This window comes from Mesorhizobium sp. J18, assembly GCF_007829525.1.
Taxonomy (GTDB): Bacteria; Pseudomonadota; Alphaproteobacteria; order Rhizobiales; family Rhizobiaceae; genus VLJP01.
Map to the genome: position 1 here is coordinate 130,102 of NZ_VLJP01000034.1, position 18,537 is coordinate 148,638.

The following is an 18,537-nucleotide window of genomic DNA, read 5'->3' on the forward strand; positions in this document are numbered from 1 at the left end:
GCCGGTCCGGCTGCCGTTGTGGAGGTCGGCCGGGTGTCAGACATTTTCCTTGCCGCCTGCCTTGACCAGCGCCTTCAGGCGCTCGTCCGTAAACTCCGCGTCGATGGAGGCAAGCGCCTTGTCTGCTTCGGCTTCCAAGTCGTCGCTGACCGGCACCGGATCGCCGCGCCGCCATTCGGCGAGATAGGCATCGGTGTCTCGGGCGCCAACGCGCATGGCGCACATGTCGATCGCTTCCGTGAAGCGCAACGGCAATTCACGCTTGGCGTTCTGCCTGCCCTTCCGAACGATCACCTGGGCCGGGATATCGCGCCAGTAGACAATGATAAGGTCGGCCATCGAAGCCTCGTTCCGTTTCCATCGCCGAGCATTGCCGCAAGGCAGAGACCCCTGCTTGTTGCGAGACGACGCGGGTGCTTTCAAAAACGACGCCTCACACGACGCCAGAGGCCCTCAACTGAAAAGGAACCCGGCAACCGCACCGGCTGTTCCGAGCACGATGGCGATTATGATCAGGGAAATGAGCCCGCAACAGGCCGCCACCGTCAGAAGGAGGCCATCCCGTTCCGAATGGGCGAGCCCGAGAAGGACGCAGGAAAAGGCGGGAAGCCAGTTTCCGAGAGGTATCGGCAGGGTGACCGCCGTGGCGAGAATGAGCGCAGCCAGTCCTATGAGGCGATCGGCATGGGCCCGCGCGAAGGGCCAATAGCGAGGGCGGATCATCTGCTCGATCCATTCAAGGCGCGGCACCAGCCTGTCCGTCAGGAGACGGAACTGTTTTGCGCCGACGGATTTGCGCAGGATGAATCGCGGCAGCCATACCGTGCTGTCCCGGCGCACCATTTGCAGCGAGATCAGCATTAGCGGTATGCCGAGCAGCAAGGTGCTGCCGGGCGGAAAAGGCAGCAGGTTCAGACAGGCAAAGAACACGAGAAGGGTCGCGAAGCTGCGATCGCCGAGTGCTTGACGGATCTGTTCCACCGTCACCACGCCCTCGGCCTCACGCGCCAGATCGGCGAAGATGCGTGAAAGCCTGCGCGGCGGTCCGGAATGCATCACGATGGCAGGCACCGCATCAATCTCGGCTATGTCCGGTCTCATCGAGATATGCGGTCTCCGTTCGCGGCAGTATTGGCGGCGGGGTGGTCTCAGCGCCTGAATTCCAGAACGTCCAGCTTCGATTCCCTGGCAGGTGCGGGGAATTCGATCCGCCAGGTGTCCTCGCCGCTGCGATAGGCATAGCCGACTTGGTCGGTTTCTGGACCGTTGCCGTATTTTTTTGGCGTATCGCCTGCGACGAAATAAGAACCGAGATAGGTGAGGCGGGTATCGCTCTCGGTAAAGAACCTTCCTTTGGTGCGCTGTGAGCCGGACAGCTTCTCCAGCATCCAGCCGGAACCATCATCGATGACGCGGCAATCAAACCAGCCATAGACCACCAATGACGCCAAGCCGCCGACCTTGATCGTCCGGCATTGCCAGTAACCGGTCATATCGAAGCCTTCGAACGGGACCGGCTCACGCTCCAGGACCTCTTCCATAACGGCTATGTCTGCTTCCGATCCGCCTTCCTTTGCCTCGGCCACGGCTTCATCGCGCGTTGTTTCATAGTCCTCCAGTCGCTGACGGTCATGATCGGTGATCAAGCCTTCGATCTCGCCCGTGGCCAAGGCGGCGGACGGGGAGAGGATCAGAAGAGAGGCAAGAATGGATCTGGAACACATGAGCATCTCTGGCAAAGCATCGGGCGAAAAGTGGAACGGCGCGCTCCGGGAGCGCGACTCATATCCCAGATTCAGGCCATTTCGTGAATTGGGGAAAGCTTCAGCGGCCTTCGGCGCGACCACTCCACAGACTGGGATAGTCCGTTATGAAGCCGGATGGGGAGACGGTCAGCTCGGCTGCGTAGCCGAAGGCTGGCGAGGCATAGGCAAGCGTCGTCTCGCCAGTCCGCCTGTAAGTCTGTTCGAGAAGGCCAAGCTCCAATGAAAATTCGAGATAGTAGGCGGCCGGGGCGGGGATTTCGGCGTCATGGTGCGGCTTGAGCCGGCGGATGGCGATGAGGTTCGTCGCCGGCGTGAAGCCGAGGTCGAGATCGACGCACCCCCTGGCTGCCGACTGCTCGACGCCGTTGAGAAGCCAATCGCCCATCGTCTTTCGTTCCACATCGAATGCGAGCTCATCAAAGCCGACGGAACCGCGCACATTTGCTGCCAGGGTCCGCCATTCGGTATCGCAATCGACGCAGTAGGCGAGCCGGCACGGCTTGCCCTGATGGTCGAAGACGGCGCAGCCGGCAAGCCGCCATCCTTCCGCTTTGCGGATAAGGCTGCATGCGTCATGGCCTTCCGTATCGAGACGATTCCAGAAGGCCGTTGCGACAATCTCGTTCATCGGCTTCCTGAAGGTTGATGGCTGTCAGGCGACCGGTTCCGCCGCTTTCTCCAGTCCCTTTGCCAGGTCGCCATAGCCGGTGATGCGGCGTTCATATTTCAGGCCGAGCAGTTTTGCGGCATTTTTGGCTATCTTCTCCAATTCCGGATCGTCGGTCTGGGCAAGATAGATCACTTTTTCGTAGTTGCCGAAGAAATCTTTGATCAGTTCCGGATGCCGGTCGAGCCCCAACGGGCGCATGAAGAAGGCGTCGAAATGGCGGCAGAGAAAGTCCGTCATGTAAAACGAGGTCATGTCCTCCTCCTCGACGCGCGAGAAGGCTTCCAGTCCCTGATAGAAGGCAAAGCAATGCGGCCCCGCTAGGCGCTCGACGCCATGCTTTTCGCATATTCTGTCGAGCTGTCCTCCGGTTCCGCAATCGGCATAGCCGACGAAGATATTCCGGTAGCCATCCCCTCTGGCCTTCTCGATAGCCTTGTCGAGGGCAGGGGGGATGCGATCGGGATAGTAGTGGAGCTCCGCAGGCAGGCAGGTGAGTTCCAGATGGTCGAGGCCGAGTTGGTCGATGACGGCCAGCACCTCGCGTGCGAGCATTCCGCAGCCGATCACGAGAACTTTTTCCGCGTTCGCGCGTTGCACCATGGTCTCAACTTTGCCGTGCCGCGAGGCGCGGCGCCATTGCGGAGAACATCATGATAGCTTCGACCTTTTCCCGTATCGCCGTACTTCTCCTTGTGGCCGGATTTGCGGCCGGCTGTGCCAACACCATTCGCGGCATGGGACGGGATACCGCAAACGCTGTCAACGCGACACAGGCCGCCGGCCAGGATATCGAGCAGTCGACCTACTAGGCGAAGGACGTTTCGAAGCGAGCTTGCGCGCCTCAGGCGGAGGCGCGCATATTGTGCTTGCGCTTCATGAAGTCCTTGGCGGTTTCGACGGCGACGGCCGCATCGCGGCAATAGGCATCCGCGCCGACGGCCTTGCCGAATTCCTCATTCAAAGGCGCGCCACCGACCAGGACGATATAATCGTCCCTGATGCCCTTTTCCTTCAGCGTGTCGATCACGACCTTCATATAGGGCATGGTCGTGGTCAGAAGCGCCGACATGCCGACGATATCGGGCTGATGCTCCTCAATGGCCGCCAGATAGTTCTCGACCGGGTTGTTGATGCCGAGATCTATGACGTCGAAGCCGGCGCCCTCCATCATCATGCCGACGAGATTCTTGCCGATATCGTGAATATCGCCCTTCACGGTGCCGATCACCATCTTGCCCTGCTTCGGTGCCCCGGTTTCCGCCAGCAGCGGGCGCAGTATAAACATGCCCGCCTTCATGGCGTTGGCCGACAGCAGCACTTCGGGAACGAAGAGGATGCCGTCACGGAAATCCTCGCCGACGATGCGCATGCCTTCCACCAGGGCTTCGGTGAGCACCTGATAGGGGGCCCAGCCGCGTTCCAGCAATATGCGGGTGCCTTCCTCGATTTCCTCCTTCAGCCCGTCGTAGAGGTCGTCATGCATCTGCTGCACGAGTTCTTCGTCGGAAAGTTCGGAAAGGATGATTTCGTCGTCGGACATTCCTGGCTCCTGGGCCGTTGCTCCGGCTTTTTATATTGCCGAAATATATGAGCCTCTAAATATTCCTGATGAGGCGCAATTCCATAGCTGATTTGCGACGTCATGCAAAAGGAAAGCGACTGAAAAAACTAAGTCTTTTCTTGTCGATTTTGCGACACTGGCTGGCGCTCGCAAACCGTTTCGGCGTACGGGCTAGGCTACAAACTCGCGTCAATGCCGTGTAATGCGGCGGCGTCGTTATTCAGGGAAGACCGTCATGGAAGACAATCTGGCTGCCGAAAAGGATGCAGGCACGGCAAGGCGCGGACGAGGCGAGCGCGGCGGCGCCGCCGCCCGCCGGGCGGCGCGCTCCGGCGGCGGCCCGGGTCAGCAGATGACCTATATCCGGCGCAAGGTGCCGCTCTATGAGGTTCTGAATGAGGAGGGCCTGGCGCTTATCGAGGCCAATGCCGATACGGTCCTGGAAGAGATCGGAATTGAGTTCCGCGACGATGCCGAGGCGCTGAAGCTGTGGAAGGGAGCCGGCGCGGATGTGCAGGGCGAGAGGGTGCATTTTCCCAAGGGGCTTTGCCGCGAACTCATCAAGACCGCGCCTTCGGTCTTCACTCAGCATGCGCGCAACCCCGAGCGGTCCGTGCAGATCGGTGGAGACGCCACCGTTTTCGCGCCCGTCTACGGTCCGCCCTTCGTGCGCGACCTGGACGGCAACCGCCGCTACGCCACGATCGAGGATTTCCGCAACTTCGTGAAGCTGGCCTATATGGCGCCCTCGATCCACCATTCGGGCGGTACGGTGTGTGAACCAGTCGATGTGCCGGTAAACAAGCGCCATCTGGACATGGTGTTCGCCCATATGCGCTATTCCGACAAGCCGTTCATGGGCTCCGTCACGGCGCCGGAGCGGGCCGAGGACACCGTGGCCATGGCAAAGATCCTCTTCGGCGACAAGTTCGTCGAGGAGAACACGGTTATCATCAATCTGATCAACGCCAATTCGCCCATGGTTTTCGACGAGACCATGCTTGGTGCGGCCAAGGTCTATGCGCGCAACAATCAGGCTACCATCATCACACCATTCATTCTGGCCGGCGCAATGAGTCCGGTGACGGTGGCTGGCACCCTGACGCAGGTGCTGGCGGAAGTGCTGGCGGGCGCGGCCTTCACGCAGCTCGTGCGGCCCGGCGCGCCAGTGCTCTTCGGCACCTTCGCCTCCTCCATCTCCATGCAGTCGGGAGCACCGACCTTCGGGACGCCGGAGCCGACATTGGTCTCCTACGGCGCGGGACAGCTCGCCCGCAGGCTCGGCCTGCCGTTCCGCACCGGTGGTTCGCTCACCGCGGCCAAGATTTCGGATGCGCAGGCCGCCTATGAAAGCGCTAACACGCTCAACTCAACCATGCTTGCCGGAACGAATTTCGTTCTGCATGCGGCCGGATGGCTCGAAGGCGGGCTTGTGTCGGGTTATGAGAAGTTCATGATGGATATCGACCAGCTCGGCATGCAGCAGAAATTCGCCGAGGGGGTGGACCTGTCGGAAAACGGCCAGGCCATGGACGCGATCCGCGAAGTCGGTCCCGGCAGTCACTATCTCGGCTGCACGCATACGCAGGCGAATTTCCAGACTGCTTTCTACCGGTCGTCCATCGCCGACAACAATTCCTTCGAGCAGTGGTCGGCCGAAGGCGAGAAAACAACGGAGCAGCGTGCCAACGAACTGGCCCGACGTTGGCTGGAAAGCTACGAGGCGCCGCCGCTGGATCCCGGCATCGAGGAAGGATTGCGGGATTTCATCGCCAGGCGCAAGGAATCCATGCCCGACGCCTTCACCTGAAGGGAGCCCGACAACGGCCGGGCCAAAGTGGCCAACATCATTCATAAGGAAGTCTGGCGGAGCGCTTTTTCCGACCGGGACGAGAAGGAATGAGTCTCCGCCGCTGACACTCTCGCTGTGCTGCTATAGTTACGCAAACGCGTGCGAAGCATAGCAGCAAGGAGAAGCCGATGCCGAAACGGGCAATCGAAATCAGAACATCGGATGGGGTCGCCCATGCGGCTCTTTTCCAGCCCGGGGACAAGGCATCGGCGGCGGGTGTCATCCTCTACATGGATGCTTTCGGCCCTCGGTCGGCGCTGGACCAGATGGCCGAGCGTCTGAGTGGCTATGGTTATACAGTCCTGGTGCCTGATCTTTTCTACCGCTTCGGCACTTACGGGCCGTTCGACGCCAGGACTGCATTCTCGAACGAAAGGACCGCAGGCGCGATCCGCAATATGATCAGGGCCACCACGCAGGCCATGACACAGGCCGATACAGGCGCCTTCATCAACACGCTCGCCAGTCACGGTGCCACCGGAAAGATCGGCACGGTCGGCTATTGCATGGGAGGCGCGCGGGCCCTGAATGCAGCCGCTGCCTATCCCGATCGCATCGCCGCGGCTGCAAGCTTCCACGGCGGCAATCTGGCCAGCGAGGCGCCGGACAGCCCGCATCGTCAGGCTGCAGCCATCAAGGCGCGCGTCTATGTCGGGGCCGCTGGCGTCGACCGCAGCTTTCCGCCCGAGCAGTCGGCGCTACTCGTGGAAGCGCTGCGTACCGCCGAGGTCGACCACATCATCGAAAACTATGTCGGGAAGGCGCACGGATGGTGCGTGGCGGACCACAGCGTTTATGACGAGGCTGGCGCGGAGCGCCATTGGGCGCGGCTGACGACTTTCTTTGCAGAAACATTGAACGCATGAGGCCGGAAAAGCCGGGCCAAAGGCAAACATTGTCCACAAGGAAGTCCGGCGCGGCATTCGGACGCCGGACAACGAGAGCCGATGGTGCTCCATATTTCCGCAACCGGGTTGTTCCACTTGCAAGCGGAAGCAGACGGGTGTTTCCTCATCGTGCTCAAGTGAACGCGAGAAAAGCCCATGCAGCCGACGGTCGTCCTCATCAGCGTCTTTGCGATCTTCATACCGGCGCTCATGTTGCCGGGACCGGATTTTGTCGCCGTGGTGCGTTCCTCCATGATGCGCGGTGCCGTAGCCGGGCTTCTTACGACGGTCGGCGTCTCGGTCGGCCTTGGTATTTATGCCACATTGGGCCTGCTCGGCCTGTCCGCAGTGATGATCAAGTTCGAGTGGCTCGCCTGGACAATCCGCGTCGCCGGTGGAGCATATCTCGTCTATCTTGGTGTCAGGTTGCTCCTGACAAGGCCGGAAGCGATCGAGATGACGACCGAGGGCAGTGCCAAACGCGGCAATCCGCTGCTTTTCGGCCTCGGCGTCACGTTAACGAATCCCAAGGCGATCGTGCTCTTCGCCAGCGTCTTCGCCACCTCGGTGACGGCCGAGACCCCCGACTGGCTGATGGCAACGATGGTGGCCTTGGTGGTGGCCAGCTCCCTCGTCTGGTATTCGATCGTCAGCCTGTTCATGTCCTCGGCGCCGGTCGTGCGGGCATTCGGAAATGCGCGGCACTGGATCGAGCGCGCCGCCGGTGTCTGTTTCGTGGCGATCGGCGGCCGTATCCTCGTCGATAGCCGCAATCCGCTTACTCCGTGATCGAGGAAGCACTTGCCTCGCATGGTCTGATTCCACGCGGTGGATTCAACTTCGAGGCAGACGAGACTGCGCCGCAAGGGCCTTCCGGCAAGCCGGCGAAATCGGTGTTGCTCATCGGACAAGCGGGTGCCGCGCCCTGGCGATATTTCCAACGCTGGCGCGATATCCAGCAAAATGACCTTGCCAATCCGCTCGACACCTGGGCGCGCGAGGTGATCGACGCGCTGGCCGAAAAACATGGGGCGAGGGCGGTCTATCCCTCCGATCGCCCCTACCTGCCGTTCCAGCGCTGGGCGATGCGCACCGAGGGGCTGAAGGCATCGCCCCTGGGCATCCTCATCCATCCGGAATACGGTCTTTGGCACGCCTATCGTGGCGCGCTGCTGTTCGACAAGGAACTGTTTTTCGAGCCGCAGGCAGAGACCGCGCACCCGTGCGCTACATGCGTTTCAAAACCTTGTCTCGATAGCTGCCCGGCCGGAGCAGTTTCGAATGAAGGTTATGACCATGCCGGCTGTCTTTCCCATGTGCGGGGTCCGGCCGGTGAGCCATGCCGCCTTGGCGGATGCCTCGCGCGCAATGCCTGTCCTGTCGGAGAAGCCTACCGCTACCCCGCTGAGGTGCAGGCCTTTCACATGGCGAGTTTCGCGCGGGTATAGCCAAGGATGCAAAGGAGTGGAGCCGGACCGGGGAGCGGGCCGGCTCTCAAGCCCGGTCTTTGGGGACGGGGAGTGGGGGGACTTAACGGGTACTGGTATTTCAGCGGTTGGAGGAGACGCTGCCCACAGCGACGGACCGGCCGTCCTCGATCGACACCCACATGCCCGAATTGCCGGCTGACTGGCGCTTCAGATACTCATATTCCGTATCCGTCCACTCGAGGATGCGTGGTTCCAGATTGTCGAGAACGAAATCTCCGAGGCTGGTATGAACCGTCAGAACTGCATGGCCGTCCCCATTCGGCTGGCGAACGACAGTGATAAGCAGATTGCCAGCCGGTACGCCTTTCTCGATCAGCATGCGACGCTTTTCGAGCACATAGTCCTCGCAATCGCCGACTCCATCGACGGGATAGGACCACCATTCCTCGATCCCCCAGATTTCCATGTCGGTCAATGGCGCAACCATGGCGTTGACCGCATTGTTGACGTCGATGAGGGTGGTCCAGAGCTCGCGGGTCAGCGTCAGGGGGACCGGATTTGCCGTGATCTGGCTACATTCCTCTGGAACGCGCTGGCAGAGTTCGTAGTGGCCGACAGGCTGCGCGGAGAGCTCGCCCGTCGGCATGAAGATCGGTGACGCTTGAGCTATTCCCGGCAAGGCCAGCATCAAGATTGCAGCGGCGGACAAAAGCAGCGCCAAAATATGTCTGTTCATTATGGTGTCTCCCCGTTCCGAGACACCATGGCACACGGCGCTTTATCCTGCGCAAAAATGGACAGTATTATTCAAGTCAAAACTGGAATTCATTTTTAACGAATTGGGCGAGTATGAATATATAAATAAATACTGTTTCTCAGAGAACTTAGATAAAATTTTACCGAAAGAGGGTTCAGGCGGAGTATCGTCCCGGCCAATGACAGCGCTGACATCCTAACTGGACCGTCCGCCGTCAAAGACGACAAGATGGCGGATACGGCGGCCGCCCTCGGTTATGCTGATCTCGTCAAAGATCGTGCCACTGCTTGGCGCCAACGGCGGGGCTGAAACCGTCGCGCCGCGTGACAGGCGGGCCGGTTGCTCGTCCGGGTCGACCAGGCGCAGCGTCTCGATACGATTTTCCACAATCGGATCCGCGCCGAGCCAGAAGGGCCTGTGCACCGGTAGAAGGGAGCCCAGCGCGCGCGGATGCTCGGTGCCGCCGTCCAACGGCAGTATGAGCAATTCGAATGGGTTGCTGCGGCCGCTTAGGCTCAATCCATGGAAAGTGACAACCACAATCGCTTTTTCCTGAAATGCGTCGCGCGCCGCACGTCCGACCATCTTCCGGTCCTCGGCGCTCCACAGGGAAGGAAAGGAAAAGCCTTTGAGTTCGCGGCCGTAGATGGCGCAAAGTCTCGTGCCAGCGAGGCGGAACACCGGCTCGCCACGCGCATCCCGTTCCAGGATGAACGTGTCAGCCAGCAACGACTTTATAGCGGCCGGCTCGATTTCCGCCCGTTTGGGCGCCGCGCGTTCGCCGCGCAGACTGTTCCAATAGCGGAAAAGCGCGATCGATCCATCCTGATTCATGCTTGCCCGGCCCCTTGGGCTGATGTCCCTGCTCCAACGAGAACCAAATATGCGGTTCCCGATGATCTACATGCTCGATCAAGCAGGTTGCATGCCAGCATGCGGGACGATTGTTCACGGGTCTCCGGCGTATTAGGGTTAACAAAAGGTATAAATTGCACGGTCGGTTGCCGCCGCCACGGCAAAGAGCACAGCGGGACGGAACAGGGGACTCGTCCAGCCGTTCGGGATGAACCTGGGCGGCTTCTTTTTTGCCGTCCGGTTTGCTACCGAACACGCGACACACAAACAACGGCGGAAGGCAATCCGATGGACGATACCGTCGAGAAGGACGGCAATCGGGAGGAGCAGCAGGCAGCCAGAACCAGAGAGCCGGTCTTCAATCTGGCCGGCTCGGTGTTGGCGCTCATCATCGCCTGCGTCGCGATCCATCTGTTTCGGATGTATCTGCTTACGTCATCGCAGGATTCGGGGCTGGTCCTGCGTCTCGCCTTCATCCCGCTTCGGTATTCCGGTGAGTATGCGATTGATATCTATGCATTAGTCAGCCCTTTGACCTATTCGTTCCTGCACGGCAATTTCCTCCATCTCGGCATCAATATGATCTGGCTGGCGGCATTCGGCTCGCCATTGGCGAACCGGATCGAAACCGGAAGGTTCCTCCTGTTCTGGTGCTTGACCGTACTCGCCGCCGTGCTTCTGCATTACCTGCTCCATCCACTCGACATGACCCCGGTGGTCGGCGCCTCGGGGGCCATTTCCGGCATGATGGGTGCTGCGGCGCGTTTTGCTTTCCGCATCGATCGGAGGGAAGCCAAAGCCGCTTTCGACGGACCTTTGCTGTCGATGGCCGAGGTCGTGCGGTCGCGCAACGCGATGGTCTTCCTCGGTGTCTGGCTGCTGATCAATCTGGCGACCGGATTGGGATTTGGTGGTTCGGACGCGATTGGCCAAATTGCCTGGGAAGCTCATATCGGTGGTTTCCTCGGTGGCTTCTTCGGTATTGCCCTGTTGGACCGCGACCGATCCAAGCCGCCCACCGCAGACGAAGGAACTCCGCCAGGTACTTGAAAAGCAGCCTTTTCGAGAGCACCATTACGCAAGCGGCGGGATGGCGCGGCGAGGCAGTGGATAGGCTTCCTCGCAAGGAGAGTGCGATGACCGTAAAGGCGATTCTCGACCTCAAAGGCCGCGATGTTGTTACCGTCGGACCCGATCAGAAACTGGTGGATGCGGCCAAGGTGCTTACCGAATACCGCATCGGCGCAGCCGTGGTCACCACTGCGGATGGTCGTATTGCCGGCATTCTTTCCGAACGCGACATAGTGCGCGCGATTGGCGAGGAAGGAAGCGCGGCACTCGACGAACCCGTTTCGGCAGTGATGACTGCCAGCGTAAAACTCTGCCACGAGAACAACACGATCAACGAAGTCATGGAAATCATGACGCGCGGGCGTTTTCGCCACCTGCCGGTGGAGCAGGATGGCCGGCTTGCCGGCATCGTATCCATCGGCGACGTCGTCAAACGCCGCATCGAGGATGTGGAACGCGAGGCGGAGGAAATCCGCACCTATATAGCGACCGCTTGAGACATCGCCGCCAAGTGGCTATGCCTTTTCTTATCGGCGGCTTTGGCGGCCGCGGCATGGCCCGCTGGTCGCTGCGGGCGGAAAAACCGGGGGTAGATCCGGCAAGAATTTTCGACCCAATCGGGGCTGCAATCTTGCTCGTGTCTTGCCAAAGCCGAATGTCGACTGCTCCCGGCCTACTCGCCATTGCGCTTTGATCGATCTGCCGCTAGTTCATCGGCTTTCCGGCTTCAGGAATTGCACAGGCAAACATGACGATTATCGACACGCGCACGTCCGACCCGAAGCGCCTTGTTTCGGGTGCAACCGGCGATTGGGAAATCATTGTGGGCATGGAGATCCATGCACAGGTGACATCCGAAGCGAAGCTCTTTTCCGGTGCTTCGACCTCCTTCGGCGCAGAACCCAATGCCAATGTGAGCCTCGTCGATGCGGCGATGCCAGGTATGCTGCCCGTGATCAACGAGGAATGCGTCAAGCAGGCGATCCGTACCGGCCTGGGGCTCAAGGCGAAGATCAACCACCGCTCCGTCTTCGACCGCAAGAACTACTTCTATCCAGACCTGCCGCAGGGCTATCAGATTTCGCAATACAAGCAGCCGATCATCGGTGAAGGAACCGTCACCGTTTCCGTGGGGCCTGCGCGCGACGGATCATTCGAGGATATCGAGGTCGGGATCGAGCGTCTGCATCTGGAGCAGGATGCAGGCAAATCCATGCATGATCAGCATCCGACCATGTCCTATGTGGACCTGAACCGGTCTGGTGTGGCGCTGATGGAGATCGTATCCAAGCCTGATCTGCGATCGGCCGAGGAGGCGAAGGCATTTCTGACCAAGCTGCGCACGATACTGCGCTATCTTGGCACATGTGATGGCAACATGGATGAAGGCTCCCTGCGTGCCGACGTCAACGTGTCGGTACGCCGGCCGGGAGAACCTTTCGGCACGCGCTGCGAGATCAAGAACGTCAATTCCATCCGCTTCGTCGGCCAAGCGATTGAATCAGAGGCGCGGCGACAGATCGCCATTATTGAGGACGGCGGGAAAGTCGAGCAGGAGACGCGGCTCTTCGACCCGGCTAAGGGCGAAACGCGATCAATGCGCTCCAAGGAGGAGGCGCATGACTATCGCTACTTCCCCGATCCGGACCTCCTGCCGCTCGAATTCGACCAGGCCTATGTCGATGCCCTCGCCAGGGACCTGCCGGAATTGCCGGATGAGAAGAAGGCGCGCTTCATCGAGACTCTTGGACTGTCGGCCTATGACGCATCCGTACTTGTCTCGGAAAAGGCGATTGCCGACTATTTCGAGCAGGTTGCGGCTGGCCGGGACGGCAAGACAGCCGCAAACTGGGTGATCAACGACCTCCTGGGTGCGTTGAACAAAGTCGGAGAAAGTATTGAAAACACGCCTGTTTCACCTGAGCAGCTTGGCGCGATCATCGATCTGATCAAGGACGGGACGATCTCCGGAAAAATCGCCAAGGACCTTTTCGAGATCGTCTGGCAGGACGGCGGCGATCCGCGCGAGATCGTCGAAAGCCGCGGCATGAAGCAGGTGACCGACACCGGAGCCATCGAGAAAGCGGTGGACGAGGTAATCGCTGCCAATCCGGACAAGGTGGAGCAGGCCAAGGCCAAGCCGACGCTGGCCGGCTGGTTCGTCGGACAGGTCATGAAGGCGACGGGCGGCAAGGCCAATCCGCAGGCCGTCAATGCGCTGGTGAAGGCAAAGCTCGGGATCGATGAGTAACAATGCTCCGGTTTTCGTGCGTACGGCTTCAGCCCGCGACATCGGGACGATCCGCGCGCTGCTGCTGGAGACGTGGCACGACACCTATGATGCGATCTATGGCGCTGATCGTGTCACAGCCATAACCGAAGAATGGCACAGCACCGAAGCGCTAGCCGATCGGCTGAATAGGCCGAATTCGGAATTTCTTGTCGCCGACGACGGTGAGGAGATAGCGGGCATGGCATTCGCGAGCGCGGCTGATGAAGGTAAGACGGTTCTGCTGCATCAGCTCTACGTCAAACCCGGCCGCCAGGGGCAGGGGATCGGCGGCTTGTTGCTCGACGAGATCGAAGGCTGCTTTCCCGATGCCGATAAGGTGCGGCTGGAGGTCGAGGAACAGAACAGCCGGGCCGTTCGCTTTTATCTTTCGCAAGGCTTTGCCCGCGCCGGAGCCACGCAGGACTGCGGCGCGAAGCAATCCGGAATTCCCGCTGCCATCTATGAAAGACCTGTAGTCTGGATGTAGGCGCATGTTGTTGGAGACCGGACGGGCGGCCGCCAAGAGGCCTTGCCTTCATTGCTTCGGGGAGCCATAAGGCAGCGTGTCGCCCTTGCGACGACGAGGAGTCCGATGAAGAAATTCCTGCTTCAGTTCTTTACCTGGTGGAATGGACAAACGCTCGGCACGCGCTTCCATACTTGGCGCAAGGGCCGTCGTGTCGGCGAGGATGAGTTCGGCAATGTCTATTACGAGGGAGGCAAGGATTCCGAGGGCCGTACCCGTCGCTGGGTGATCTATAACGGCATTTCGGAGGCCTCTCTGATTCCTCCAGGCTGGCATGGCTGGATCCATCATAAGGTCGACACGCCGCCGGTTTCGGAGAATTACATGCCGCGCGAATGGCAGAAGCCGCATCAGCCCAATCTGACCGGTACGCCGGAAGCCTACCGGCCCATGGGCTCGGTGCTTGGAAACAGGGAGCGTCCGCGGGTCACCGGCGACTATGATGCATGGACACCGGGAGGGTGAGATTCATCGGTGTTTTGTTGCCACATTTGAAGGCTATCCGCCTTACAGGCAGATAGAGCAAGGCGTGGTGCGGATTTCCATGAAGGCAGCGGGATGGCATGGTTTGACGTCGCGGTTCGTGACAACCGGGATCGTGGCACTATCCGCATTGCTCGGCCCGCTTTCCTCGGTTGAAGCCGCGCGGGTCAAGGATCCGGTAGCCGAATTTACAGGCGTCGATAAGGTCACAGGCCGAATCATAACCTTCGATGCCTATATGGATGAAACGGTACAGTTTGGCGCCCTGCAGGTCACGCCGCGGGTCTGCTATTCCTCCGCCGAGGATGAGGAGCCTAAAACGGATGCTTTCGTCGAAGTCGACGAAATAACCCTCGACCGGAAGATCAGGCGTATATTCACCGGCTGGATGTTCGCCGAAAGTCCGGGTCTCAACGCTGTTGAGCACGCCGTCTATGACGTGTGGCTGAAGACTTGCAAGGAGCAGTCGGACGTTCCTCCGCCTCAGGCGAGCCAGTGACCGGTCAGGGATAGAAGATCGCTTCGCCTTCCAGAGCTTCTTCCAGGAGCCGCTCGTATCTGGCGCGCGGTACGTCTATGGCGCCAAAGCGCTTCAGATGCGGCGTGGTGAATTGCGTGTCGAGCAGGGTGAAACCTCGCTGCCGCAGGCGCTCCACCAGATATGCGAGACAGACTTTCGAAGCGTCGCGCTCGCGTGAGAACATGCTTTCGCCGAAAAAGGCGCGGCCTATGGTGACGCCGTAAAGCCCGCCGGCAAGGTCTCCTTTGTGCCATGCCTCTACGGTGTGGCAGTGGCCGCGTTCGAAAAGCTCTGTATAAGCCTCGCGGATCGGTGTGTTGATCCAGGTGCTCTGGCGGCCGGGCCTGGATTCTGCACAACCCTCGATGACGCCGACGAAATCGGAATCGAATGCGATATCGAAATGCTGCTGCCGGATCAGCTTGGCGAGGCTCTTCGGCACGTGGAATTGATGGAGGGGAATGACGCCGCGTGTTTCAGGCCGAACCCAGAAGACCTCCGGGTCGTCGGCACTCTCGGCCATGGGAAAGACTCCCATGGTATAGGCGCGCAGCAGGAGATCGATCGGAATGCGATAGCCGGGCGCAAAGGGCCTCGTCATAAGCGAAAACCGTCAATCGGCCTTTGACAGATAATTTTCCAGCCAATGAATGTCGTAATCACCATTTGCGATATCGAGATTGCCAACGAGATCGCGAAACAGCGGCAGGGTGGTATTGATGCCGTCCACTACGAATTCGTCAAGGGCCCGCCGCAGCCGCATCATGCATTCGACGCGGTTGCGTCCGTGGACGATCAGCTTTCCGATCAGACTGTCGTAATAGGGTGGAATGCGATAGCCGGAATAAACAGCTGAATCGACGCGGATACCGAGCCCTCCCGGCGTGTGGAAATGGGTGATGGTGCCAGGCGACGGAACGAAAGTGCGTGGATCTTCCGCATTGATGCGACATTCAATGGCATGGCCGGAGAAACGGATGTCCTCCTGCCGCACCGAGAGGCCGCCTCCGGAGGCGACGCGGATCTGCTCATGGACCAGATCGATGCCCGTGATCGCTTCTGTCACCGGATGCTCCACCTGCAGGCGGGTGTTCATCTCGATGAAGTAGAATTCGCCATTTTCGTACAGGAACTCGATCGTTCCCGCGCCGGAATAGCCGAGATCGGCCATTGCCTTGGCAACCGTGTCGCCGATACGATTGCGTTGCTCGGCATTGAGCGCGGGCGAATTCGCCTCTTCCCAGACTTTCTGGTGGCGCCTCTGGAGCGAACAATCGCGCTCTCCCAGGTGAACGGCGCGACCGGCGCCGTCACCCATGACCTGCACTTCGATATGGCGCGGCTTCTCGAGATATTTCTCGATATAGACGGCATCGTCGCCGAAAGCCGCGCCGGCTTCCGCGCGGGCGGTCGACAGCGCTTCGGCCAATCCGGCTTCATTGCGGGCGACCTTCATGCCGCGGCCGCCGCCGCCTGCGGAAGCCTTGATCAGTACCGGATAACCGATATCCGCGGCGATCCGCTTGGCCTCGTTTTCGTCGTTCACTGCACCGTCGGAACCGGGGACGACGGGAATGCCGAGGCGCTTGACAGTCTTCTTGGCCTCGATCTTGTCGCCCATGACGCGGATGTGTTCGGCCGAGGGGCCGATGAAGGTGATGTTGTGGGCATCCAGAATGTCAGCGAATTTGGCATTCTCCGACAGGAAGCCATAGCCGGGATGGATGGCGTCCGCACCGGTGATCTCGCAGGCGGCGACGATCTGATGGACGTTCAGGTAACTTTCGCGCGAAGGCGGCGGACCAATGCAGACGCTCTCATCGGCAAGTCGGACATGCATCGCATCGGCATCGGCGGTCGAATGCACGGCGACCGTCTTGATGCCGAGCTCCTTGGCCGCGCGCAGAATCCGCAGCGCGATCTCGCCGCGATTGGCGATCAGGATCTTCTGGAACATGCTGCGCTGCGCCCCGACTTTATTCGATAACGACGAGCGGTTCGCCGAATTCCACCGGCTGCGCGTCTTCGAAGAGGATGGCCGTCACGACGCCCGAGCGCGGCGAGGGAATCTGGTTCATCGTCTTCATGGCTTCGATGATGAGAAGCGTCTGGCCCTCACGCACGGTCTCGCCGACTTCGATGAAGGCCTTGGCACCCGGTGCCGGAGCGCGGTAGGCGGTACCCACCATGGGCGAGGGGACGGCGTTCTTGGCAAGATCGACCGCAGGTTCAGCAGGCTGGCTGCGTCCCTGTTCGGCCGCTGCCTGCGGCGCTGCCGCCGCAATGGCGGGCGCCGGCGTCGCATAGGCCTGGATGGGACTTGCCTGACGGCAGACCCTGATGCGCATGTCGCCATGCTCGACCTCTATTTCGGTAAGGTTGGTCTCGTCGAGAATTCCCGCGAGATCGCGGATCAGTTTCTGATCGAAATTGTAGTTTTTCGTAGACATCTATTTTCTGTCCCTGCCTTGGTGCCGCTCAGATGCGAGCGGCTAGGGCTTCGAGCGCGAGGTTGTAACCGATCGGACCAAATCCGCAGATCATGCCGATAGCGACCGGCGCGATCATCGAGACGTGGCGAAAGGATTCGCGGGCGTGAATGTTGGAGAGGTGGACCTCAATGACGGGTAGCGGATTCACGGCTCGGATCGCATCATGCAGCGCGATAGACGTGTGCCCGTAGGCGCCCGGATTGATGATGACGCCGGCCGCCTTTTCGCCGGCTTCATGGATCCAGTTCACCAGATCGCCCTCATGGCTGGACTGGCGGAAATCCACCTCCAGACCGTGTTTGGCCGCAGCCGCGCGACAATCCGTGCCGATCTCGTCCAGCGTCTTGCCTCCGTAGATGCCGGGTTCGCGCTTGCCAAGCATGTTCAGATTGGGGCCGTTAAGTATATAAATGGTTTTCGGCATCAAATTTCCCCGAGCAGCGCCGCGATCCGGCCCGCTATGCGCCTTCTATAGTCGGCATAAGTCGCGCCGGAAAGAGCGCAAGCACCTTCTGACGCTGTCCACAGGCGGGGACGATCCGAAAGCACGATCAGCATTCGCCGTCCGTACATGCCCGCGCTGCCTCGATCTTCTGCGCCAGGACTTCGCGTCCCAGTGCGCCGAAGACGACCTCATTTCCGATGACATAGGAAGGGGTGCCGGTGATCGCAAGTTGCTCGGCCAGCTGGTATGTCTCGGCGAAGGCGTGCATGATTTCGGGATTTTCCATCGCCTCTCGAAGTGCCGCTTCGTCAACGCCAAGAGACAGGGCGATTCCGATTGCCGTTTCCTCGTCGGCGCGGCCGTCGCCGCCGAGCAGTCGGTTATGGAATTCGCCATACTTCTCAGGGGCAATCGTATGGAAAGCCAGCGAAACGACGCTGGCCTGTTGCGACTCAGGTCCGAGAATTGGGAATTCCTTGAGCACAAAGCGCAAATCGGGGTTGGTCTCGACAAGGTTCTGCATGTCCTCCAGGGCCCGTTTGCAGAAGCCGCAATTGTAGTCGAAGAACTCGACGATCGTGACCGTTCCATCGGGATTGCCTATAATGCCGTCGAACTTGCTGTTGAAGATCCTGTCGCCGGCCTCGCTGATGATCTGTTGCTGGGAGACACGCTGTTCCTCGCGCTGACGTTCCTCGAGCGCTGTCTGCATGTCGATCAGCAGATCGGGATTGGCGAGAAGATAGTCGCGGACGATGAGCTCGATTTCCGACCGGTCCGCGCTTTGCTGTGGCAGTGTTGCCACCGCTTCGCCGGGCATTTGCGAATTGCCTGCCATGTAACCCAAAGCAAGCATGCCGAGCGAAATTACCGCTCCGGCTGCACCGACGAGAATTGCGTTTTTCTTTGTCATGTCCGGCTTTCGAGATAGGCTTGCAGGGAAGCCGTCT

General features: G+C 60.0%; 24 protein-coding genes. 11 read left to right on the forward strand and 13 right to left on the reverse strand.

Translation table 11 applies throughout. From position 1 onward, the window contains the following. Window positions 1-36 precede the first annotated feature (36 nt). The 5 genes from L598_RS13640 to L598_RS13660 form a co-directional block, all read right to left on the reverse strand. Window positions 37-339, reverse strand: coding sequence for a virulence factor (locus L598_RS13640; protein ID WP_144863263.1), 303 nt, complete (start codon window positions 337-339; stop codon window positions 37-39). Between the two features lie 114 nt (window positions 340-453). Then, complete coding sequence (locus L598_RS13645) at window positions 454-1,101, reverse strand: exopolysaccharide biosynthesis protein (protein ID WP_144863265.1); 648 nt, start codon at window positions 1,099-1,101, stop codon at window positions 454-456. A 47-nt stretch (window positions 1,102-1,148) separates the two neighbouring features. Then, window positions 1,149-1,724 (reverse strand): DUF4893 domain-containing protein, encoded by a 576-nt coding sequence (locus L598_RS13650; protein WP_144863267.1) that lies wholly within the window; start codon window positions 1,722-1,724, stop codon window positions 1,149-1,151. A 100-nt stretch (window positions 1,725-1,824) separates the two neighbouring features. Then, on the reverse strand, window positions 1,825-2,394 hold the full coding sequence (locus tag L598_RS13655) for a putative glycolipid-binding domain-containing protein (RefSeq protein WP_144863269.1): 570 nt from the start codon (window positions 2,392-2,394) through the stop codon (window positions 1,825-1,827). A 24-nt stretch (window positions 2,395-2,418) separates the two neighbouring features. Then, complete coding sequence (locus L598_RS13660) at window positions 2,419-2,988, reverse strand: DUF1638 domain-containing protein (protein ID WP_246658754.1); 570 nt, start codon at window positions 2,986-2,988, stop codon at window positions 2,419-2,421. 98 nt (window positions 2,989-3,086) lie between these two features. Here L598_RS13660 and L598_RS13665 point away from each other — a divergent pair, with 98 nt between their 5' ends. After that, complete coding sequence (locus L598_RS13665; protein ID WP_144863273.1) at window positions 3,087-3,245, forward strand: entericidin; 159 nt, start codon at window positions 3,087-3,089, stop codon at window positions 3,243-3,245. 32 nt (window positions 3,246-3,277) lie between these two features. On the opposite strand, the gene L598_RS13670 is transcribed toward L598_RS13665, so the two are convergent. Then, complete coding sequence (locus L598_RS13670; protein ID WP_144863275.1) at window positions 3,278-3,976, reverse strand: B12-binding domain-containing protein; 699 nt, start codon at window positions 3,974-3,976, stop codon at window positions 3,278-3,280. Between the two features lie 256 nt (window positions 3,977-4,232). Between L598_RS13670 and L598_RS13675 the strand changes: the two genes are divergently transcribed. From L598_RS13675 to L598_RS13690, 4 genes are all read left to right on the forward strand, one after another. Continuing rightward, complete coding sequence (locus L598_RS13675) at window positions 4,233-5,807, forward strand: trimethylamine methyltransferase family protein (protein ID WP_144863277.1); 1,575 nt, start codon at window positions 4,233-4,235, stop codon at window positions 5,805-5,807. A 170-nt stretch (window positions 5,808-5,977) separates the two neighbouring features. Next, window positions 5,978-6,715 carry a dienelactone hydrolase family protein gene (locus L598_RS13680; RefSeq protein WP_144863279.1) on the forward strand — a complete coding sequence of 246 codons (738 nt, stop codon included), beginning with the start codon at window positions 5,978-5,980 and terminating at the stop codon, window positions 6,713-6,715. 177 nt (window positions 6,716-6,892) lie between these two features. Beyond that, a complete protein-coding gene (locus L598_RS13685; RefSeq protein ID WP_144863281.1) occupies window positions 6,893-7,525 on the forward strand; it encodes a LysE family transporter in 633 nt (210 codons plus the stop codon). Beyond that, window positions 7,522-8,184, forward strand: a complete 663-nt coding sequence (locus L598_RS13690) for a hypothetical protein (protein ID WP_144863283.1) — start codon at window positions 7,522-7,524, stop codon at window positions 8,182-8,184. Before L598_RS13685 ends, L598_RS13690 begins: the two co-directional genes overlap by 4 nt. Before the next feature lie 100 nt (window positions 8,185-8,284). Here L598_RS13690 and L598_RS13695 read toward each other — a convergent pair whose 3' ends face one another. Together L598_RS13695 and L598_RS13700 are read right to left on the reverse strand one after the other, a co-directional pair. Continuing rightward, window positions 8,285-8,854, reverse strand: coding sequence for a transglutaminase-like cysteine peptidase (locus L598_RS13695; protein WP_246658755.1), 570 nt, complete (start codon window positions 8,852-8,854; stop codon window positions 8,285-8,287). Between the two features lie 264 nt (window positions 8,855-9,118). Continuing rightward, on the reverse strand, window positions 9,119-9,757 hold the full coding sequence (locus tag L598_RS13700; RefSeq protein WP_144863288.1) for a PAS domain-containing protein: 639 nt from the start codon (window positions 9,755-9,757) through the stop codon (window positions 9,119-9,121). Between the two features lie 441 nt (window positions 9,758-10,198). On the opposite strand from L598_RS13700, the gene L598_RS13705 reads away from it, so the two are divergent. From L598_RS13705 to L598_RS13730, 6 genes are all read left to right on the forward strand, one after another. Further along, window positions 10,199-10,828, forward strand: coding sequence for a rhomboid family intramembrane serine protease (locus L598_RS13705; RefSeq protein ID WP_348642756.1), 630 nt, complete (start codon window positions 10,199-10,201; stop codon window positions 10,826-10,828). Between the two features lie 86 nt (window positions 10,829-10,914). Next, window positions 10,915-11,346 carry a CBS domain-containing protein gene (locus tag L598_RS13710; RefSeq protein ID WP_144863293.1) on the forward strand — a complete coding sequence of 144 codons (432 nt, stop codon included), beginning with the start codon at window positions 10,915-10,917 and terminating at the stop codon, window positions 11,344-11,346. Window positions 11,347-11,597: 251 nt separating this feature from the next. Then, window positions 11,598-13,100, forward strand: a complete 1,503-nt coding sequence (gatB, locus tag L598_RS13715; protein ID WP_144863295.1) for an Asp-tRNA(Asn)/Glu-tRNA(Gln) amidotransferase subunit GatB — start codon at window positions 11,598-11,600, stop codon at window positions 13,098-13,100. Continuing rightward, on the forward strand, window positions 13,093-13,608 hold the full coding sequence (locus tag L598_RS13720; protein ID WP_144863297.1) for a GNAT family N-acetyltransferase: 516 nt from the start codon (window positions 13,093-13,095) through the stop codon (window positions 13,606-13,608). The genes gatB and L598_RS13720 overlap by 8 nt, the downstream gene beginning before the upstream one ends. Window positions 13,609-13,713: 105 nt before the next feature. Next, window positions 13,714-14,112, forward strand: coding sequence for an NADH:ubiquinone oxidoreductase subunit NDUFA12 (locus L598_RS13725; RefSeq protein ID WP_144863299.1), 399 nt, complete (start codon window positions 13,714-13,716; stop codon window positions 14,110-14,112). Window positions 14,113-14,242: 130 nt separating this feature from the next. Then, window positions 14,243-14,629, forward strand: coding sequence for a DUF2155 domain-containing protein (locus tag L598_RS13730; RefSeq protein WP_246658756.1), 387 nt, complete (start codon window positions 14,243-14,245; stop codon window positions 14,627-14,629). Between the two features lie 4 nt (window positions 14,630-14,633). On the opposite strand, the gene aat is transcribed toward L598_RS13730, so the two are convergent. The 5 genes from aat to L598_RS13755 all read right to left on the reverse strand — a co-directional run bounded on the left by aat (window position 14,634) and on the right by L598_RS13755 (window position 18,500). Further along, complete coding sequence (gene aat / locus L598_RS13735; protein WP_144863303.1) at window positions 14,634-15,251, reverse strand: leucyl/phenylalanyl-tRNA--protein transferase; 618 nt, start codon at window positions 15,249-15,251, stop codon at window positions 14,634-14,636. 12 nt (window positions 15,252-15,263) lie between these two features. After that, entirely contained in the window at window positions 15,264-16,607 is a 1,344-nt protein-coding gene (gene accC / locus L598_RS13740; RefSeq protein ID WP_144863304.1) for an acetyl-CoA carboxylase biotin carboxylase subunit, read from the reverse strand. A gap of 19 nt (window positions 16,608-16,626) precedes the next feature. Next, window positions 16,627-17,100, reverse strand: coding sequence for an acetyl-CoA carboxylase biotin carboxyl carrier protein (accB, locus tag L598_RS13745; protein ID WP_144863306.1), 474 nt, complete (start codon window positions 17,098-17,100; stop codon window positions 16,627-16,629). A gap of 28 nt (window positions 17,101-17,128) precedes the next feature. Continuing rightward, on the reverse strand, window positions 17,129-17,566 hold the full coding sequence (gene aroQ / locus L598_RS13750) for a type II 3-dehydroquinate dehydratase (RefSeq protein ID WP_144863308.1): 438 nt from the start codon (window positions 17,564-17,566) through the stop codon (window positions 17,129-17,131). Window positions 17,567-17,693: 127 nt separating this feature from the next. Further along, window positions 17,694-18,500, reverse strand: a complete 807-nt coding sequence (locus L598_RS13755) for a DsbA family protein (RefSeq protein ID WP_144863310.1) — start codon at window positions 18,498-18,500, stop codon at window positions 17,694-17,696. Window positions 18,501-18,537: the final 37 nt, after the last annotated feature.

Excerpts from the sequence above, each read along its gene's own strand:
- L598_RS13640 (WP_144863263.1), bottom strand. The coding sequence starts at position 339 with ATGGCCGACCTTATCATTGTCTACTGGCGCGATATCCCGGCCCAGGTG.
- L598_RS13645 (WP_144863265.1), bottom strand. The coding sequence starts at position 1,101 with ATGAGACCGGACATAGCCGAGATTGATGCGGTGCCTGCCATCGTGATG.
- L598_RS13650 (WP_144863267.1), bottom strand. The coding sequence starts at position 1,724 with ATGTGTTCCAGATCCATTCTTGCCTCTCTTCTGATCCTCTCCCCGTCC.
- L598_RS13655 (WP_144863269.1), bottom strand. The coding sequence starts at position 2,394 with ATGAACGAGATTGTCGCAACGGCCTTCTGGAATCGTCTCGATACGGAA.
- L598_RS13660 (WP_246658754.1), bottom strand. The coding sequence starts at position 2,988 with ATGCTCGCACGCGAGGTGCTGGCCGTCATCGACCAACTCGGCCTCGAC.
- L598_RS13665 (WP_144863273.1), top strand. The coding sequence starts at position 3,087 with ATGATAGCTTCGACCTTTTCCCGTATCGCCGTACTTCTCCTTGTGGCC.
- L598_RS13670 (WP_144863275.1), bottom strand. The coding sequence starts at position 3,976 with ATGTCCGACGACGAAATCATCCTTTCCGAACTTTCCGACGAAGAACTC.
- L598_RS13675 (WP_144863277.1), top strand. The coding sequence starts at position 4,233 with ATGGAAGACAATCTGGCTGCCGAAAAGGATGCAGGCACGGCAAGGCGC.
- L598_RS13680 (WP_144863279.1), top strand. The coding sequence starts at position 5,978 with ATGCCGAAACGGGCAATCGAAATCAGAACATCGGATGGGGTCGCCCAT.
- L598_RS13685 (WP_144863281.1), top strand. The coding sequence starts at position 6,893 with ATGCAGCCGACGGTCGTCCTCATCAGCGTCTTTGCGATCTTCATACCG.
- L598_RS13695 (WP_246658755.1), bottom strand. The coding sequence starts at position 8,854 with ATGCTGGCCTTGCCGGGAATAGCTCAAGCGTCACCGATCTTCATGCCG.
- L598_RS13700 (WP_144863288.1), bottom strand. The coding sequence starts at position 9,757 with ATGAATCAGGATGGATCGATCGCGCTTTTCCGCTATTGGAACAGTCTG.
- L598_RS13705 (WP_348642756.1), top strand. The coding sequence starts at position 10,199 with ATGTATCTGCTTACGTCATCGCAGGATTCGGGGCTGGTCCTGCGTCTC.
- L598_RS13710 (WP_144863293.1), top strand. The coding sequence starts at position 10,915 with ATGACCGTAAAGGCGATTCTCGACCTCAAAGGCCGCGATGTTGTTACC.
- gatB (WP_144863295.1), top strand. The coding sequence starts at position 11,598 with ATGACGATTATCGACACGCGCACGTCCGACCCGAAGCGCCTTGTTTCG.
- L598_RS13720 (WP_144863297.1), top strand. The coding sequence starts at position 13,093 with ATGAGTAACAATGCTCCGGTTTTCGTGCGTACGGCTTCAGCCCGCGAC.
- L598_RS13725 (WP_144863299.1), top strand. The coding sequence starts at position 13,714 with ATGAAGAAATTCCTGCTTCAGTTCTTTACCTGGTGGAATGGACAAACG.
- aat (WP_144863303.1), bottom strand. The coding sequence starts at position 15,251 with ATGACGAGGCCCTTTGCGCCCGGCTATCGCATTCCGATCGATCTCCTG.
- accC (WP_144863304.1), bottom strand. The coding sequence starts at position 16,607 with ATGTTCCAGAAGATCCTGATCGCCAATCGCGGCGAGATCGCGCTGCGG.
- accB (WP_144863306.1), bottom strand. The coding sequence starts at position 17,100 with ATGTCTACGAAAAACTACAATTTCGATCAGAAACTGATCCGCGATCTC.
- aroQ (WP_144863308.1), bottom strand. The coding sequence starts at position 17,566 with ATGCCGAAAACCATTTATATACTTAACGGCCCCAATCTGAACATGCTT.
- L598_RS13755 (WP_144863310.1), bottom strand. The coding sequence starts at position 18,500 with ATGACAAAGAAAAACGCAATTCTCGTCGGTGCAGCCGGAGCGGTAATT.